13 protein-coding genes are annotated in these 19,449 nt (G+C 41.7%); 5 read left to right on the forward strand and 8 right to left on the reverse strand.

Translation table 11 applies throughout. The annotated features are described in order from the left end of the window. Positions 1-179 precede the first annotated feature (179 nt). Positions 180-2,096 (reverse strand): DUF4914 family protein, encoded by a 1,917-nt coding sequence (locus B5X70_RS04290; RefSeq protein ID WP_088328646.1) that lies wholly within the window; start codon positions 2,094-2,096, stop codon positions 180-182. Between the two features lie 118 nt (positions 2,097-2,214). Further along, entirely contained in the window at positions 2,215-2,766 is a 552-nt protein-coding gene (locus B5X70_RS04295) for a helix-turn-helix domain-containing protein (RefSeq protein WP_079556645.1), read from the reverse strand. Between the two features lie 651 nt (positions 2,767-3,417). Here B5X70_RS04295 and B5X70_RS04300 point away from each other — a divergent pair. Next, positions 3,418-4,563, forward strand: coding sequence for a glycoside hydrolase family 26 protein (locus B5X70_RS04300; RefSeq protein WP_079556646.1), 1,146 nt, complete (start codon positions 3,418-3,420; stop codon positions 4,561-4,563). A gap of 278 nt (positions 4,564-4,841) precedes the next feature. Here B5X70_RS04300 and B5X70_RS04305 read toward each other — a convergent pair whose 3' ends face one another. The 3 genes from B5X70_RS04305 to bcp all read right to left on the reverse strand — a co-directional run bounded on the left by B5X70_RS04305 (position 4,842) and on the right by bcp (position 7,683). Next, positions 4,842-5,681, reverse strand: coding sequence for a CvfB family protein (locus tag B5X70_RS04305; protein ID WP_079556647.1), 840 nt, complete (start codon positions 5,679-5,681; stop codon positions 4,842-4,844). Between the two features lie 124 nt (positions 5,682-5,805). After that, entirely contained in the window at positions 5,806-6,825 is a 1,020-nt protein-coding gene (recA, locus tag B5X70_RS04310) for a recombinase RecA (RefSeq protein WP_079556648.1), read from the reverse strand. 408 nt (positions 6,826-7,233) lie between these two features. Next, complete coding sequence (gene bcp / locus B5X70_RS04315; RefSeq protein WP_079556649.1) at positions 7,234-7,683, reverse strand: thioredoxin-dependent thiol peroxidase; 450 nt, start codon at positions 7,681-7,683, stop codon at positions 7,234-7,236. Positions 7,684-7,927: 244 nt separating this feature from the next. Here bcp and B5X70_RS04320 point away from each other — a divergent pair, with 244 nt between their 5' ends. The 4 genes from B5X70_RS04320 (at position 7,928) to floA (ending at position 12,334) form a co-directional block, all read left to right on the forward strand. Beyond that, the gene (locus tag B5X70_RS04320; RefSeq protein ID WP_079556650.1) at positions 7,928-10,513 is read left to right on the forward strand and encodes a PD40 domain-containing protein; all 2,586 of its coding nucleotides are present in this window, start codon (positions 7,928-7,930) and stop codon (positions 10,511-10,513) included. Between the two features lie 64 nt (positions 10,514-10,577). Beyond that, a complete protein-coding gene (locus tag B5X70_RS04325) occupies positions 10,578-10,853 on the forward strand; it encodes an ATP-dependent Clp protease adaptor ClpS (protein ID WP_079556651.1) in 276 nt (91 codons plus the stop codon). Between the two features lie 9 nt (positions 10,854-10,862). After that, positions 10,863-11,324, forward strand: a complete 462-nt coding sequence (locus B5X70_RS04330) for an NfeD family protein (protein ID WP_079556652.1) — start codon at positions 10,863-10,865, stop codon at positions 11,322-11,324. 5 nt (positions 11,325-11,329) lie between these two features. Next, entirely contained in the window at positions 11,330-12,334 is a 1,005-nt protein-coding gene (floA, locus tag B5X70_RS04335) for a flotillin-like protein FloA (protein ID WP_079556653.1), read from the forward strand. Between the two features lie 81 nt (positions 12,335-12,415). Here the strand turns inward: floA and B5X70_RS04340 are convergent, their stop codons facing one another. The 3 genes from B5X70_RS04340 to B5X70_RS04350 form a co-directional block, all read right to left on the reverse strand. Then, entirely contained in the window at positions 12,416-14,161 is a 1,746-nt protein-coding gene (locus B5X70_RS04340) for an efflux RND transporter periplasmic adaptor subunit (RefSeq protein ID WP_079556654.1), read from the reverse strand. A 104-nt stretch (positions 14,162-14,265) separates the two neighbouring features. After that, on the reverse strand, positions 14,266-15,516 hold the full coding sequence (locus B5X70_RS04345) for a TolC family protein (protein WP_079556655.1): 1,251 nt from the start codon (positions 15,514-15,516) through the stop codon (positions 14,266-14,268). Continuing rightward, entirely contained in the window at positions 15,497-19,435 is a 3,939-nt protein-coding gene (locus tag B5X70_RS04350) for an efflux RND transporter permease subunit (RefSeq protein ID WP_079556656.1), read from the reverse strand. The genes B5X70_RS04345 and B5X70_RS04350 overlap by 20 nt, the downstream gene beginning before the upstream one ends. Positions 19,436-19,449 lie beyond the last annotated feature (14 nt).

Here is a 19,449-nt window from a genome sequence, read left to right on the forward strand (position 1 = left end):
ATTCAAAACCTTTTTTTTGAATCTCATTTGATATCTCATTGTTAATATTGATATCCCTCTTCCCGTTTGAGTCATTTTTTCGACTTAAACAAGACGAGGGGATATTACAGGCAGAATGGCCAGCTCCTGAGAGCTGGCCAACTAACCTGTTAATGATAAATAATTTTAATCATTAATTATTACTTGTTCTTTTTAAGAAAAGCGTATTTGTATTCCATTGGAAGCAATTCATTGTAACGCTCAACGGAAGCACCTTCCAAACAAGCCTCAATAATTTTTCTTCCAAGTGGTAGCAACTCAGGCTGCAAATATTGCTGAAGTTCTTGTTTGAAGAAATCATACAACATTTCGGCACCTTTATCATAACCTTCAACACCAACCTCCGGCTGTTTGTAAACCTTAAGGAAACGTGAAGGGATTTTGTTTCCTTCAAGAGTCAGATAGTTCAACTCATAACCCAACAGCGGACAACGAGCGGCCTGATATTGATCCTGAACGAATTTTGCATTTCCACGACGGGTAAGATACTCACGCATCAGCAACTGAGGTTTGAAATCAACTTTCCAAACACCAATGTGCTGGTTTGGAGCGATGGTGTAACGTACTCTTGGCGTACTGATGATTTGCTCCAGAAGCAAGTTAGCCTGAGCAACACGCTTTCCGGTGGCAAAAGGCCAGTATGAACCTACACCTTCACTTGACATCTTGTCGGTTCCAACAATACTTGGATTTGCATGTCCACGTGGACTAACCAAGCGCCACAACCAAGCTAGAGCCGGAGGCAGAATATGGAATAATCCGAAGATTCCGTAATTGGGGCTTTCAAGAGAAGAAGGCGGAGTGCGCACTCCGAAGCTACGAATATCTACAGTCACATTTTTATTAACTGCGTTATTGACAATGTGACGAGGTAAAATAACCCTTGGGTTTGGACACTTTTTACCGGGCTCATCTTCAATATGATTCCAAATCATTGCGGTACCATTAGGGTTGGTATCGATGTTCAGGAACAATACAGGCTCAGGTGGATTCAAAGTTAGTTTTTCCAATACCGGGTCATCTCCATAACTATGAACGCCATCCACACGAATAAACCATGCATTTTCGGCATCAGCCACGGTTAGTTTTCCATTGCCTTTTTGGTATGATGGGTGGCATAATGCCATATCATCGGTAACCGGAGCGAAGGTACAGAACAATGGGATATTGATATGACGCTCTTCACCAGAAATGGTGTTGCGACCAATAAGCACCTGTCCGTCCGGTTCGCGTGGAACCATCTGTAACATTTCACTCTTTCCTCCTCCACTGGCACCTTCGTGCATGAATGTTGTGGTATTGTCATACGGATTGGTAGCCTGAACTGTTGAACAGTGAGCAGTTACCCATCCTTCGGCTTCTCCACGAGTGATCAATACACCATAAAGACCTTTTTTCGCACTAGGCCCGGGATAAAGGTTGTAAGAGAACAACTCATGAATATCGTCTAAACGATTGTGAATAACCCGCTGTTTTCCTTCAAAATGAGTATGGCGGAATGGAGGCGCTACATAAATAGCAGAATCCAAACGGAATCCCTTTGGAAGATCGTTCATAGGAAGAATCTTCTGAAGGAAAGCCAATCCTAAAGCAAAGAAACCAGCATTAGCCGGAGCAATGGCGATTCCACCAATACCTACCGGATAGTTACCTGCATAGTACATAAATACTGCAAGCTCTTGTCCTTTGAGCCATTCAAATGTATCCTTACGAAGATCTTCAAATTCGTATCCATATACATCCTTAAATTTCTTCTTATCAGATGGTTTGTCATCTGCAATTAACATGGTACCTGGGTCGCGACGACGCATATACGACTCAGTGTAATTTGCAGAGATTCCGTTTGATACACGATGTACAACTGCCTCAGTGTATTCTCCTTTTCCGGGAACATCATATTTCACCTCGAATGAAGAATTACCAGCTCCACCTACTGATGCATCCACCAACTCATCTGTTGTGTTGAAGTAATGCACTTTGGGAGCATTAACCAAAAGGTCTTTGATTTGCGCAGGTATTTTCACACCTTGCTTTTCGAGTTCTTTTAACATGCTCATTTTATTATATTTATTAATTACTATTTCTTTTCTCTAACACACAAAGTTAAAAAAAAATGACATTTATTTCTAATTTAGAACACAGATATTGTGATCTGTCTGTCAATAAAATCAGGACTTAGAAATAAGGAGGAGTTATCACCCAAAGAACTTCCGCCATAGAACTACCAGAATTAACAACTTCCCTTCTTTTTTGAGAGTTAGTATATAAACTATCTCCTTTATTCATGGCATATGTCTGGTCATCCACAAAAAATGTCACTTCTCCGGCAACTATGTAGCTGAATTCCTGACCGGAATGCTTTTTCATCCAATCTCCGGAAGATGCACCCTTCTCAAGAACCACCTGGTATGCACCCATGATTCGTCCCTCTTCCCTGTGAGTCAGCATATAAAGAGCTGCTCCTGTCTCGTTTTTATCAACCAGAATTTTATCCTGATCAGAAACAATTGGCGCAGGTGCTGCCATTTCATTTTCGCCAATTAATTCGCCAACAGTTGATCCAATTGCATTTGCCACCGATTTTAAGGTAATGATGGAAGGAAATGCTTTGGCATTTTCGATTTGCGACAAAGCACTGGAACTAATGCCAGCCAATCGGGCTACCTCCCCTAAGGGCATCCCAAGCAATTCTCTTTTCTTTTTGATGCGGCTTCCTAACCTCTTCATTAATTTTATTGTAATTAACAACGTCCTTCTATCCCCGATACAAACATAATAATTAAACTGCACTTAATTTGTTAACCAATACTTAAAAAACTTAAAAAGGAAAAGGGCGATCAGAAACTAGGTTTAGAGTTGATAGTTTAGAGTTGAGGGTCAAATGAGGTTTGGTGAGTGGAACTTGATATCATAAAGCGGCAGTTAAATTGATAGGCTAAGAGACGCAACGAAGTCTCATAAATCTGGATAAATGGTCAAAAGTTGGAAGGGTGAGATAGGAAAACGGAAATGAAGATTAGCGAAATTCTTTGCACCGGAGCCTGTTAATTCCAAATCCCTCTGGAGAAACAGAATACCGCCACAGGTGCACAATTTAAACAAAATAAGTCACATAAGGTTTTTAACCACAATGAGCACCATGAAAAGATTGTTGATAGACGAACCATAGTGATCTTCGTGCATTCTTTGTGAACTTCGTGGTTTGAAAACGATCAACCCTAAACTTAGAACCTTAAACTTTAAAACCATGTCACCTTTTAACCCTCCAAAGAGAAATCCTTAAACACCCGGGATTAACCCGCTAATTTATGCTTGATTCATCGCTACATATTATAGAAATATTACTATTTTAGTATACAGACAATTAAAACACAAACAATGCATAAAAATCCTATCTGTCTCACTGCCTTGATCATAACTGTTTTTTGTGGATGTAACGAAATCACTGAACCTGCAAATCCAATCGATAAAAATGCAACACCGGAAACAGTGGCTCTTTTTCAAAATCTCATGAAAATTTCTGAAAACCACGTATTATTTGGACATCAACACGCCACCGAATATGGACAAGGCTGGTATGGTGACGATGACCGTTCTGATGTTAAATCTGTTACTGGTTCACATCCGGCGGTAATCGGAATCGACTTCATGCACCTGAGTAACCGATCCCGAGAAGAGATTGAAACGGAAAAAGAACGATTGAGAAAGAATGTTGTTGACACCTATAACCGTGGAGGCATAACAACAGCGACATGGCATTTTCACAATCCGGTATCGGAAGGTCGATTTTACTGGGTTGATTCGGTTTCTGTTGCAGCAGTGCAACACATTATTCCGGGCGGTTATGCCCACGAGGATTACAAAGTAATTCTTGCAGATATTGCCGACTGGGCTCACAGCATTCGTGGTGAAGATGGTACGCTGATACCAATCATTTTCAGACCTTTCCATGAATTTGATGGCGACTGGTTTTGGTGGGGGAAAGCACACACATCCCGTGAAGATTTTGTTTCACTCTGGCAATTTACTGTATCATTTCTTCGAGATTCACTGAATGTTAACAACTTTCTTTACGCATTTTCTCCTGACAACCGTTTCGAAACAGAGGAGGAGTTTCTTGAAAGATATCCCGGTGATGAGTGGGTTGACATGTTAGGTATGGATAATTATGGAGATCTTGGCCGTGACAGATATGACCTGGAGACCGCATCTCAAAAACTAATGATTGTGTCGGATTACGCAAAAAAGGTTCAGAAACTTGCAGCTTTTACAGAAACTGGTCTGGAATCTATTCCTGATACCACCTGGTGGACAAACACTTTGTTGGAAATACTTAAAACAGAGGGGATGAGAATGAGTTACGTTCTGGTTTGGAGGAATGATGTAAACAGTCCCACTCATTATTATGCGCCATTCCCGGGACAGGTCAGTGCGCCTAATTTTATTGAGTTCTATAACGACCCTTTTACAATATTTGAAAATGATTTAAAAGAGATTGATGTATATAGGTTTAATAGTTTATAAGAGAAGCAAGGGCAATATATCAAGAGTTTGTTGGCGATGATAATAGCCCTGGGCTTCATAATTTATTGTTTTGGCATCTTGCCGAGAAAATACAAGGAATATAAGAGCTAAGGGCATCCCGTTCTTGATGGGTTTAGTTTAGAGAAAATTAGTTGTAGCTGAAAGCAGCGAATCAAAACAGTTGTTCAAATAATAAAGTTCTTTTTGAACTATATAAAGATAAAGGGGAATCCATAATATTTGGAACTTACCCAAAAATCTCTACTGGTAAGCAACTGTTATTGCGGCGCTCTTTTAATTCCATTTTCTTCGATCACAATCAAGCGGTTTTTGTACAGGGTGCCAATTGCTTTTTTGAAATTCTTTTTGCTCATTTCAAAAACTGAGGAAATCTCTTCGGGAGATGACTTATCAGAAATGGCTATTTGTCCGTTGTGCTGATTGATTATGTCCAGAACTCTCTTTGAAAGTTCGTCCATTTTATCATGGCCGGGTTTTTCCAGCAACAGATCTATTTTATCATCCTCACGCACTTTGTTGATGTATCCTTTTGTTTTGTCACCAATTTGTATTGGTTTAAAAATCTGGTTTTTATATATCATTCCAGAGTGTAGGCTATTGATGATGGCTTTATATCCCAATTCTGTCTCTTCGGCTACGAGGAGGTCAACCTCTTCTCCTGGATTGTATTTTGGGGAGATGTTGTCCAGAAAACGGAAAATTTTTGATGATGCAGCAATTCGTCCCGTTTCATCGTCCAGATAGACATACACCACATAACTTTTATCTTTTTGCATCTTCTCATGTTGTTCCCTAAAGGGAACCAACAGATCTTTCATTAATCCCCAATCCATAAATGCTCCAAAGCGGCCTGTTTCAATTACTTTCAGAAAAGCAAAATCTCCTACCATGGCCAAAGGAGTCTCGGTAGTGGCTATGAGGCGATCTTCGGAGTCAAGGTATACAAATACATCAATTTCATCACCCTCGTTGATGTTTTCGGGCACATATCTGTTTGGGAGCAATACATCTCCAATGGTGTCGCCATCGAGATACAGACCTACGGATGTTTTGCGGAGGACTTTTAGTTTGTTGGTTTTTCCGATTTCTACTTGCATGTCAATTGTTTTTTGTTGATATGACAAAAGTATAACTAATTGTTGAAGTATTTACATTTACAAAAAACCCTGAAAGCAATTTTGCTTTCAGGGTTTACGTTACTCTTCATATTTTAACTTAACCCTATTTCTTTTGTTCTTTAAGAGCTGTTACAATTTTGGTTTCCAGCTCTTCCGAAAGTTCTGGGTTGTCTTTAATCAATTCTTTAACAGCTTCGCGTCCCTGTCCTAGTTTTGTTTCACCATAGCTGAACCAGCTTCCGCTCTTTTTAATAATGTTTAAGTCCACACCCATATCAATGATTTCTCCAATTTTGGAGATGCCTTCGCCGTACATGATGTCAAATTCGGCTTTCCGAAATGGGGGAGCCACTTTGTTCTTAACTACTTTTACGCGGGTTTGACTGCCAACTACTTCGTCGCCGTTCTTTAATTGCGAAATTCTTCTGATGTCCAACCTGATGGATGAGTAGAATTTAAGTGCATTTCCGCCGGTGGTGGTTTCAGGGTTCCCAAACATCACGCCAATTTTTTCGCGCAACTGGTTAATGAAGACACAGCAGGTATGAGTTTTACTGATGTTTGAAGTGAGTTTACGCAATGCCTGGGACATCAAACGTGCTTGCAGACCAACTTTGTTATCACCCATCTCACCTTCAATTTCGGCTTTTGGGGTCAGCGCCGCTACGGAGTCAATAACAACGAGGTCAATGGCCGATGAGCGAATCAACTGGTCTGCAATTTCGAGTGCTTGTTCTCCATTATCGGGTTGAGAGATAAGCAATTCTTCAATATTTACGCCGAGTTTCTCGGCATAAAATCTGTCAAAAGCATGCTCTGCATCAATAATGGCAGCTATGCCTCCCATTTTCTGAACTTCGGCAATGGCATGAATGGCAAGGGTGGTTTTTCCTGACGATTCCGGACCATAAATTTCCACAACCCTTCCTCTTGGATAACCGCCAACTCCAAGAGCCAGGTCTAACGCAATGGATCCCGACGGAATAACCGGAACATTTTCCACAACGGTGTCACCCATCCTCATAATGGCACCTTTGCCGTATGATTTATCAATTTTATCCATGGTCAGCTGAAGTGCTTTCAGCTTCTCCTGATTGACTTTGCTTTCTTTTTGTTCTGACATTTTATCTTATCTGTTTTATCTGATTTTTGCCTCGTGAAGATAATGAAAAATTACCAGTATTTTTTTAGATTTTTAGAAAATAAGAGATAAGATACTCAGTATCTGTTTAATTTTAGTTGTGTGCGGTCAATTAATTGTTGTAAGATGTCTGGTCTACGCCCCTTTTATTTGTATTAAAATCACTAAGGGGAGCTAGCCCTGTAATCTTCGTAGAAAACAATTATTTGGTAAAACATAAGGGGCGTAGCCCTGTCATCTAAATGTTTTTATCACAACTATGAGAAACTGTTTAAATTTGTATCGAATAAAATAGATATATTTTTAGATCCTATCCCGAAGCCTCGGGATAAAGATCTATAATCTATAAAAATCATTAGAAACTAAATTTAAACAGTTACTTTATGGTATCTATATAATTTGAGACGCGTGATCTTTAGTATCAACTTTAGCTATGATTTTTTCAATAACACCATCTTCATCTATGATAAAAGTTGTACGGTTAACACCCATGTAGGTTTTGCCGTACATTTTCTTTTCTCCCCAAACCCCGTATGCTTCAAGAATCTCTTTTTCTGTATCTGCAATCAGGTTAAACTGTAAGCCAAATTTATCAGCAAATTTTTGATGGGATTTTTCATCGTCAGGACTTACGCCAATGATCTCATATCCTTTGGCCTGAAAGGCTCCATAGTTGTCATTCAAGTTGCATGATTCGGCAGTGCAGCCCGGTGTGTTGTCTTTAGGGTAGAAATATAAAACGACTTTTTTCCCTTTATACTCGCCTAATGATATTGTTTCACCTTTTTGATTAATTCCTTTGAAAACAGGTGCTTTATCCCCTTCTTTTAAATTAGCCATGGTATCGGTTTTTAGTTGTTTTTTTAATGGTATGTCTTTTATTCAAAACACCCAAGCCTTGCGAAATGTTTACTGTTTTAAATCATAGCATCGTAAAGTAGGATTTTAATATGGTTTGATTAAATTTGATGCGTAATATGAAAATGGTACACTTTGTGTAAAAGGTTGACATATAGGATTTGTGATTTATTTCTGTATTATTTGGGTTTGATTGGTTGTGTGATAATTATATAATTCTGGTGGTATGGTTAAAGGTTTACTGTGGAGTGTTGTATTGGTATTAGTAGGAATTGGAGATCTTGTGTTTGCACAACAAACACAAGTGTCGGCTCAGGATGCTCTCTCTCTCTTTAATGACGGGAAATATGCCGAAGCGAAAGAGATGTATGAGCGACTGTTGGAACGTAATAATCGCGATCATGCGTTAAATTACTATTACGGTCTGATTCTTTATAAAACCAACGAACGTCCTGATGAAGCCATCAGAAGGCTGCGCTTGGCTGCTAATCGGCCACCATCGCCCGATGTTCATTTTTATCTGGGTAAACTTTACCAACGTGCCTACGAGTTTGATTTGGCGAAATCCTCCTTCGAAAGATTTTTAAATACTCAGAGATCAGCCAGTGAGGATATGGTTCAGGCTGCTAAAAGAGGTATTGAGGATAGTGATGCTTCTAATGTGTTGATAAATAAGTATTTTGATTTGCAGGTTATCAGGAAGGATACGGTACTTCGCCATGAGATGTTGAATCATTACAGATTGTCGAAAGATGCTGGTCAATTGATGAGAGCCGGCGATTTTTTCAGAGTAGGAGTTAACCCTGAACAAGTTATCTTTCGAACTGAAAGAGGAGATGAAGTTTTCTTCCCAATTCTTGGCAGTGGAGGAACTTATGATCTGCATAAGATTATGAGATTGCTTGACTCATGGACCGATGCCGAGCCGTTTGACACACCTTTAAACAGCCAATACAATGACTCCTATCCATTCATGCTGATCGACGGCACGACTCTTTATTTTAGTTCTGATCGTCCAGGAGGAATGGGGGGGTATGACATATATCAAACCATTTTTGATCCTGTTACAGGAACTTTTTCTGAGCCATCTAATCTTGGCCCCCCATTTAATTCGCCCGATGATGATTTTCTTTTAGTACCTGATGTATATGAAGGTAAAGCGTGGTTTACAACTAACCGTGGGGTAGGTGAGGACATGGTAATTGTGGTTGAAATAGTCTGGGACAACAGTGTGGTACGTCATTTCACGGAGGATATAAATCAGATTCGATCATTAGCTGATCTGCCTGTGTCGGAATCAGCTCGTGTCCGTGCAAGCAGTACAACCTATGCCGGTGCTGATGTTTATGAACCGGAAGTTTATAATTCAGCATTCCGATTTTCAATTAACGATACTCTTGTTTATACCAAATATGACCATTTTGTAAGCCAACAGGCATTGTCATTGTTTCAGCAAGGCAGGGAGCTAGAAGCCAAAAAAGACAGTTTAAATATCAAGATGAACGATATGCGCAGACGTTATGCGCAGAGTTATAATCAAAGCGAACTACAGCGCCTGATAGATGAAATTATAAAAATAGAGCGTGAAGTATATGGCTTAGAGGAGGAGATAAGGAGAATATATTTGAATGCGAGAAGGCGTGAAATTGAAAGGATTAATGAGCTGAAAGCACGTGGAGAGTACATACCGTCCACAGTGGCAGCGGCAAAGCCAGCTTTTGTAAGTGTGAATCAGAGAGCATTGAGCGATCTCAATAAAAGTGATCTCACTTTTTATTCGGATGATGAGTTTGTGAGACGGAGGGAGAGATTGAAGCAAATGTATAATGCATTGTTCAATCAAGACCAAAAGAACGAATTGCTTCGCTCTGATTCACTTTATGTATGGGCCAATATTCTATCACTTGAATCTGCAAGATTGTTGGAGCGAACACAAAATGTTACCATAGAGCCGGTTAGTCTGAGGGACAGAATAACAGGCAATAACAACATTGAAGAAGAGATTGATTATAAGGTTCAATCATTGCGTTTACAATCCCGCGAATTAAAAATGCGGTCGTTGGAACTATATGAATTGGCATTGGATCAAAAGTTTTCAATATACTATCCAAAGGCTCAGGAGATTGGAGGAACCAGTCACAGAGCAGGGAGTGAGCATATGTTGAGTCAGGCGCGCAGTAATTTTTCAGAGGCAGAAAGGGGCTTGGAGGCCATCCATTCATACAACCCCGAGCGAACTGAACGATATCTTGCACTTAAACGGCATGGCATTGATATGATGGAAGAGAGTTTTTTAATGCAATTGGCAGGCGTCCCTGGCCAGCCTGTAGCACAGAGAGAAGTTTCATCCAGATTTATGGATTTTAATGCAGGAGCAACAACACCTTCATATCCGGCTATTCATCGAGGTTCGGAATCTGCTGAGCGGCAGAACAGGCAGCAACCATCGGAGATGGTTGCTGCCGCATTTGGGCAACCCGCAGAAGCATCGGTTGTTGAGGAGTCTTTTGTTTCCGCAGAAGCAGTAACACCCCCAACACAACAGTTCTCAGAAAGACCTGAGTACCGTATTCAGATTGGTGTTTTTCGAAATGAACCAAATGCCGCAGCTTTGGCAAAAATTCCGCCGGTTACCAGCGAGTACCTGCCAGACCGGGGATTAAGCCGCTATTATAGCGGATCCTGGAGAACCCATCAGGAAGCAACAGATCAGGTTCAATCTATAATAGATGCCGGATTTCCGGGTGCATACGTGGTTGCATTTCTAAATGGGGAATTGATTACCGTGCAAAAAGCCAAAACTTTAGAGTAAAAAACATCATCACGTTGATGTTTTTATTCGGATATTTTATTTACTTTGAGTAAAATTATTGAATATGGTACCTTTTGATAAAAGAAGTGAAAAGGAAAATGCCGGTAATCAGCCATTGGAGGAGAGGCTGCTCATCCTCCATAATGATGAAATAAATACCTTTGATCACGTCATTGAATCATTGCAAGCTGTTTGCCAGCACGATAAGGAACAGGCCGAGCAGTGTGCACTAATTACCCATTTTAAGGGCTTTTGTGAAATTAAGAGAGGAATTATTCCAGAATTGGAGCAAATGCAAATGTTATTAATTGAAAAGGAGTTGAATGTTACAATTGATTAATATCAAATTATGACTATTATTATTCTGCTCATTCTCACCGGTTTGCTGTTGCTGGTTCTTGAGTTTTTTGTGTTTCCTGGGATGACCATCTCCGGCATAGGAGGTGTTCTCATGATGGCAGGCGGCATATACATGGCTTATAACGGATACGGCTCAGGAATTGGAAATTGGACTCTGTTCATAACAATTTTTTCCAGTTTGCTGGTTTTAGGATTGGCATTGAGAGGGAAAACTTGGAATAAATTAATGCTTAACACCCAAATTACTGGAAATGTGCAAACAGTTACCGACGAAACCATTCACGAAGGTGATAAAGGTGTTACCGTTACCCGGTTAAATCCCATAGGAAAGGCGCGAATCAATGATGAGGACGTTGAAGCCAGATGTCCCGGGCAATTTGTTGATCCCGGAACCGAAATCGAAGTAATTAAAGTATATAAAACATATGTAATTGTTAAACCTGTAAACTGATATTTATGGAAAACTTTGGAACTCTTGGTTTGATTGGAGTCATAGTTGTACTATTTTTTCTTGTTCTTTATTATGTTCCTGTAATATTGTGGTTCTCGGCACTGGTAACCGGTGTTCGTATTTCTTTATTACAATTAATGTTGATGCGCATTCGTAAAGTGCCGCCATCGGTTATTGTAAGAGCCATGATTGAAGCACATAAGGCCGGACTTCACGATGTTAAACGTGACGAACTTGAGGCTCACTTTTTAGCCGGTGGTCACATCGAAAAAGTGGTTCATGCTTTGGTTTCTGCATCAAAAGCTAACATCGATTTGTCGTTTCAAATGGCAACTGCCATCGACCTTGCTGGTCGTGATGTGTTTGAGGCCGTGCAGATGTCGGTAAACCCAAAGGTGATTGATACGCCTCCTGTAGCAGCAGTTGCAAAGGATGGTATTCAGCTAATCACTAAAGCCAGGGTGACTGTTCGTGCCAATATTAAGCAATTGGTTGGTGGAGCAGGAGAGGAGACCGTTCTTGCCCGTGTGGGTGAAGGTATTGTTTCATCGATTGGTTCGTCTAGCTCTCATAAAGCAGTTCTTGAAAATCCGGACTCAATTTCTAAAGTGGTTTTGGGTAAAGGTTTGGATGCCGGTACCGCATTCGAGATTCTTTCAATTGATATTGCTGATATCGATATAGGTAAGAATATTGGTGCTGAACTTCAGATTGATCAGGCTGAAGCAGATAAGATGATTGCCCAGGCCAAAGCAGAAGAGCGTCGTGCCATGGCTGTGGCCGAAGAGCAGGAAATGAAAGCCAAAGCACAGCAAGCTCGGGCGAATGTGATTCAAGCCGAAGCGGAAATACCTAAAGCCATTGCTGATGCATTTAGAAATGGAAACCTGGGAGTAATGGATTATGTCAAATACCGAAACGTAGAGGCTGATACCTCTATGCGGGAAAGTTTGTCTAAACCTGCTCAGTCCAGCGGAACAAAATCTGACAAAGGTTCAGATAAGAAATAGCAAAAATTAGTTTTTTTTTCATTGAAAAGGGGCAAACCTTATGGTTGCCCCTTTTTTGTTGAAATAATGTGATATTCAACTCTAATGAACATGACCTGCATGAACACCAAGTTCTTCTGCATTTTTAACTTCAAATGTCTTTGTAATTTCTCCGCACATCAGCATGGCATCTCCGAAATATGGATTAAGAATTTTTTCCACTTCACTGAGCCAATATGCACCCTCATCATCAAATGCCATCGGACAGTAGTTTACAAAAAAGGTTTCATCACCGGGGCGAAATCTTTCCATTATATCCAATACGGATTCTGAAAGTTTTTCAAATGCAGTGCGTGCGTTTTCAAGAGATTCGGCTTCTTGAATTTCTCCGGCTGAATGCAATATTTGATGCTTTTGTATATGCCAATGTCCCTCTGCATCTGCTGACAGCGCATCATTACTTATTTGATCTGTTTTTTCTGTGAGTTCCATGGCCGAATGAGAGGCTGTGGTCAGGTCGCTCTCTACCAGTGCATTTTTTACAGAAATATAGACTTCAATAATCTGGGACAATGCGTTTCTAAATTCTTGTGGAACTGCGATGAGTTTATCCAAAGGTCTGTGCATCATGCTGTAATTGCCTCGTAACTGAGCTGCTGCATCTACGGCAAAGGTTCCGTTAACCACCACTTGTTCGCCCGGCTCCAGACCTGATTTTATTACCTGGTTTTCTCCGGCTCTAACTCCAATGGTTACTTCCCGCATCTCAAAAGTTGGGGTTTCTTCATCCGGAATTTTTACATACACTACAGACCTTGGGCCTGTCCACATCACGGAAGAAACGGGTACCTGAAGTGATGGCTCTATTTGGGAAGAAACTGAGGCGCTTACAAACATTCCGGGCTTAAACCTTTGGTGTTGGTTCTCAACTTCGAGTCGTATGTTGGTCGTTCGTGTATCGGGATTGATGACAGGATCAATCCACGAGATTTTCGAGACAAACTCCTCACCGGGATAGGCTCCAACCGTAAAGGTTACTTCATTGCCAGCATTCAGCCATTGAAGGTCTGATTCATATGCATCAAGAAAAACCCATACATTAGAAAGTGAAGCCACATCAAACAGACGCTGGCCTCTTGAAATATAATCCCCCTGCGAAACCTGCCTGGTTTTTATGATACCATCGCTGTTTGTATGAATGTCGAAAGAAGTGCTTATCTCTCCTGATTCTTCAATTCCCTCAATCTGTGCATCTGTAATGTTCCAAAGTTTCAGACGAGTTTTAGCTGCTTCGTATAATCGTGGTTGATCACCTTTAACTTTAGCGGCTTCAATCAACTCTTTTTGCGCAGTAATCAACTCCGGTGAGTATATCGAAACCAATCTTTCGCCTTTTCTGACTTCCTGCCCCGTATAATTAATCCAGAGTTGTTCGATTCGTCCTGAAAAGTCCGTTGTGATGGAGGAGATGCTTTGTTCGTTCACAACAATTTTTCCGGTTAAATTGATGTCTCTGCCAGTCGTTTTTATCTCTGCTTTCTTTGTCCTGACATTAGCCAGAGCTGCTGCCTGCACTGACATCGTGAATGTAAAAGAGCCGCTATGGGCAGATCCTCCGTTGGTGTCTGAAACAGGAATCAGGTCCATTCCACAAAGCGGACAATCTCCAGGTTCATCCTGTCTGATTTGTGGATGCATGGAGCATGTCCACTCAGTGTCTTCTTCGGCATGATCGTGTACTGAATCTCCGTGATCATGTAATCCGGTTGGCAATATGATGATGGCAATCAGGATTCCTGCTGCAAGTCCCGTTATTGCCAATATCCAATCTCTTTTATTTAATTTCATCTTTTAAATGTTTTATGTTCGAAGTTTAAGGTTCGATGTTTTGGTGTGAACAGATTACTCCGTGGTATAAGAGCGGGAAGCTAACCATAGAACCTGAAACTTAATCAATTCCCTATCATTCTATCGATTTTTGCAATGGCCAGTTGACTGTCATAATAGGCTCTGGCTTTGTTTAGGTCGTATTCGGTCATTTTCTGTTGAATACGCATAATCTCTTCAAATCTTGCATTACCGGCCAGATAGTCGGTAATGAGAATATCCAGCACCTGACTGGCCAAATTGATTTGCTCCTCAAAGAGAGAAGCACGTCTTAAAGCTTCGGAATATTCTACCCGTGTTGATTCAAACTCAGACACCAGATTATTATGAGTATTCAACTGTTGTTCCAGGGCACTTTGTTGTCTTATTTCAGCCTCCCTTATGGCTGCTCTGTATTTGCCACCCCAAATGGGAATGGAGACGGAAACCATAGGCATCAACATATTGTCTCCATTCATCATGCTTTGGTTTCCCTGTCGAGGTTCAAATATTCCATAATTAAGTCCGATGCCAACCATCGGAAGCCCCATTCTTCTGTTCATGGTTTCCATGGCTGAATATGCCGACTGCTCTCTTTGATACATCTGAAGTTCCGGATTGTCTGTCAGGATTGAGTCCAGCGAAAACGCCAGTTCCTCTTGGCTTATGTGGATCTTCAAATTATCTGTAAGTTCTATTGGAGCATCCGGCTCACGGTTGAGCAATTGATTGAATTCTACTTTAGTTGCATTTTTGAGGTCTTTTAAATCCTCAATTTTCACACTCAACTCGTTTCTCTCCATGTTTAACCGGAGGATATCTGACATGCTGCCATTACCGGTCAATATTTTATTATTGGCTACCTGCTCAATGGTTTCAAGTATTTTTACTTGTTCGTTAACGACTTCCATCTCTTTATTAATTAAATGGAGTTTCCACCACGATACCTTCACATCGTACCTTAGCATGGCTCTACGTTCACGAAAAATCTCGTATTTTGCATATGCCATCTGTGTGGCCTCGTTCCTGGCCGCTTTCAGTGTACCAAACCAGGGAAGCATTTGCATGATGCTGATATCTGCTATCTGATTTCCGGTATAGCGTTCCATCGGTTTAAGAAAAATGCCGAAGGATACTTCCGGATCGGGGAGCGCACCTGCCTGAGGTACTCTTTCCAATGCTGCATGATATTGCAGAAAGGAGGCTCTCAGACCGGGGTTATTTTCTCCTGCCATTTGAAGATAATCATCCAATGTTTGCCCCGCAGAGGCATGAACAAACAGCAAAAGAAAGCCTATTGTTGTGAGCATTGATTTATTATGAATGAATTTTATCATTTCGATTGATTTTTATTTCTTCTTTTAAAGAGTACAAAACAGGAACCAGGAAGAGTGTCACAAGTGCGATGGACATTCCGCCAAAGGCGGGAATGGCCATGGGAATCATGATGTCTGCACCTCGTCCTGAAGATGTGAGAACCGGCAATAGAGCCAGAATGGTTGTGGCAGTGGTCATCAAACATGGCCGTACTCGTTTCATTCCGGCTTCCATAACCGCTTTTCTTATTTCTAGGATGTTTTCCGGTTTGTGCTTTTCAAAACTCTGCGATATGTAGGTGGTAATTACAACGCCATCATCGGTGGCGATGCCGAAAAGTGCAATAAATCCTACCCAGACTGCCACACTCAGGTTGTACGGCCTGATTTGCATCCACTCCCTGAGGTTGGTTCCCAGCAATCCAACATCCAAAAACCACTCCTGTGCATACAGCCAAAGCATCATAAAACCACCTGAAAACGCCAAAATAATGGCCGAAAAGATGATGAATGAAGTGATGGTTGATTTGAACTGAAAATAGAGCAACAGGAATATGACCACCAATACCAAGGGGATGATGATTGATAAGCGCTTTTCAGCTCTTATCTGATTTTCGTAACTCCCTGAAAACTGATAGCTGACGCCTTCAGGAACGACGAGATCGCCACTGCCGATGAGGTTTCGGAGGTGTTGTTTAGCATCGTTGACCACACTTCCTTCTGCATAACCGCTTTCTCTGTCGAACAGCACGAAGCCTACAAGAAAAGTGTTTTCTCCCCGGATCATGGCCGGCCCTGATCGATAGGTGATTTCGGCCAACTCTTCTAAAGGAATGAGTGTGCCGTTGTGTGCCGGTAACAATATACGTTTCATTTTTTCATAATCATCGCGCCATTCGCGTGCGTAACGAACCCGTATATCATATCGCTCCCGTCCTTCAACGGTTGTGGTAAGTGCCATTCCTCCAATCATGGTTTCAACATAGTGTTGGAACTCGCCAATTGATATTCCGTATCTGGCCAGCAAGTTTCTGTCCGGAACGATTTCCATATATGGCTTACCCAAACTTCGGTCGGCAAAAACTGCTTGTGATTTAACCGAGGGTACCTGTTTAAGTGCGTCTTCTATTTTCATGCTGAATGCTTCGATGGTCTCCAGATCGGGGCCGAAAACTTTTACCCCCATCGGTGCCCGCATTCCTGTTTGAAGCATCACCAGACGGGTTTCAATGGGCTGTAATTTTGGAGCCGATGTTACACCCGGAATATCGTTGGTGGCCATCACAATTTCATGCCAGATATCGTCAGGTGTATTTATGTGCTCTCTCCACTGCCTGAAAAAATGTCCTCTTCGATGTTGTATCAGGTGAGGAATTACTTCCGTAAAAGAGATTTCTCTGATTAGTGTATCGCCTTGTGAACTTAAAATACCTCCTGTGCCGTAGTCGAACAACACCGGTTTTGTGTTGTCCTGCTCTGTGAGAGCAGACAATGACGAGCTTCTGACCTTTGCGCTTAATTCAAATCTGCCTTTTCGGTCAACTTTGAAGCGAACGGGGTAGCCGTTTTCATCGGTAACATACTCAGACCGGTATAGAATGACGTTTTCGAACATGGACATTGGCGCCGGATCAAGTGCGCTTTCGGCACGGCCAGCTTTTCCAACAACCGTTTCCACCTCCGGAATGGCTTCAACTCTCATATCAAGCTGTCTCAGGTATTCGATGTTGGCATCAACTCCGGAATGTGGCATGCTGGTGGGCATCAGTAAGAATGCACCTTCGTCGAGCGAAGGCATAAACTCCTTTCCCATTCCGGGAAATGCGTGATGTAATGTGCTCCATACTTTGTTGGTACGGATCTTGCAGCCCACTTTTTCGGTGATTTTGGGTATAAACCCAAAAACAGAGTCAAATCCCATCCAGATATTGATTCCCAAAAGAATAAAAATGGCCGGAACAGCCAGGAATATCTTTTTGTGGCTTAAACACCAATCCAGAATTTTTGGATAATAAAAAATGAACACCTTAAAGAGACCCAATACCGAAGAGATAATGAGTACAACGAACAAGAAGTTTGTTGTATGGCTGTTTCTTACTCCAAGTGGAATCCATTCACCCGCCAGCAACCAGGCTACAGCAAGTGAAATAATACCAATAATCAAAATATCGTGATGTTTTGATAACAGATTGATGATTTTGGTTCTCTGAACGATGCCATTTTCGACCAGTATTTTAATAGTATTGACAATACCCAACAGAAGAAGCACCACGCCGGCCCAGGGATACCACCAAACAACAATCACGCCGGTAAAAATAGCCAAACCATTCAGCCAGAGCCTGATGTTGTTGCGTTTTGATTTGATGCTTAGCAGCCAATGTGCCAACGCAGGAAGCATGGTAAAGGTGATGATTAATGCTGCTATAAGGGCAAAGGTTTTGGTATATGCCAGGGGTCCGAAGAGTTTTCCTTCTGCTTGTTGCAAAGTGAAAACAGGTAAAAAACTAACGATGGTTGTGGAAACTGCGGTTAGTATTGCCGGTGCAACTTCCACCGATGCTTCAAAAACCACTTTTACAAGTGGTTTATTTTCGGATGCTTCATCTTTATGACGGATGACATTTTCGCTAAGAATGATTCCTAAATCAACCATGGTTCCAATGGCGATGGCGATGCCCGAAAGAGCTACAATATTGGCATCAACGCCTACATATCTCATCATGATAAAAGACATCAGTACAGCTAGGGGCAAAAGTGCTGATATCATGATTGAAGCTCTTAAATTCAGAACCATGACTATGATCACGATGATGGTAATAAGAATTTGAAGGCTGATGGCTTCGTAAAGTGTACCAAGTGTTTCGTAAATGAGTTCGGTACGGTCATAGAAAGGCACAATTGTGACTTTCGATATGGTGCCATCATCCAGTTTACGAGTTGGCAGCCCATCGGAAATTTCATCAATCTTATCTTTTACATTCTCAATTACTTTGAGCGGATTTTCTCCATAGCGAGCCACCACAACACCACCTGTGGCTTCGGCGCCCCCTTTGTCGAGAACTCCTCCATGTGCTCGTGGTGCCGGGCCAATAGAAACTTTTGCGATATCGCGTACTCGTATTGGAATGTTATTGTTCACCTTCACAACACTTTCTTCAATGTCGTTCAGCGATTTTACATACCCCAAACCTCTAACGTAGTATTCCACCAGGTTGAGTTCAACAGTTCCGGCTCCAACATCCTGATTGCTTTGGCGGATGGCTTCAACTGCTTCTTTTACATTGACTCCATGTGCTTTCATGGCCACTGGGTCGAGATCAACCTGGTATTCCTTTACATGTCCGCCAACCGAAGCGACTTCTGAAACCCCCTGTGCCGACATGAGTGCGTTGCGAACATAGAAATCCTGAATGCTGCGTAATTCGTGTAGATCCCAGCCTCCGGCAGGATTGCCATCAGGATCGCGTCCTTCAAGAGTGTACCAGAAAATCTGTCCCAGGGCAGTCGCATCCGGCCCCAGTGTTGGTGCAACATCAGACGGTAACAACCCCGGTGGTAAGGCATTTAGTTTTTCTAATAACCGTGTACGACTCCAGTAATATTCCACATTATCATCAAATATCACATATATGCTGGAAAATCCGTACATGGATGTACTTCTGATGCTTGTAACTCCCGGGAGTCCCAGTAAGGCCGATGTGAGGGGGTAGGTGATTTGATCTTCGATGTCCTCCGGACTCCGACCCATCCATTCAGTGAAGATGATTTGCTGGTTCTCCCCAATGTCAGGAATGGCGTCCACCGGAACCGGATCACGGGGTAAAAACCCCGTGTCCCAGTTAAATGGTGCAGTGATTATTCCCCAACCCACAAATAGGATAAACAAAAGGAATGTTACCAATTTGTTTTCGAGGAAAAATTTTATGATTCTGTTCAGCATTGTATCTGACTGTT

Source organism: Alkalitalea saponilacus (assembly GCF_900168165.1).
Taxonomy (GTDB): Bacteria; Bacteroidota; Bacteroidia; order Bacteroidales; family Marinilabiliaceae; genus Natronoflexus; species Natronoflexus saponilacus.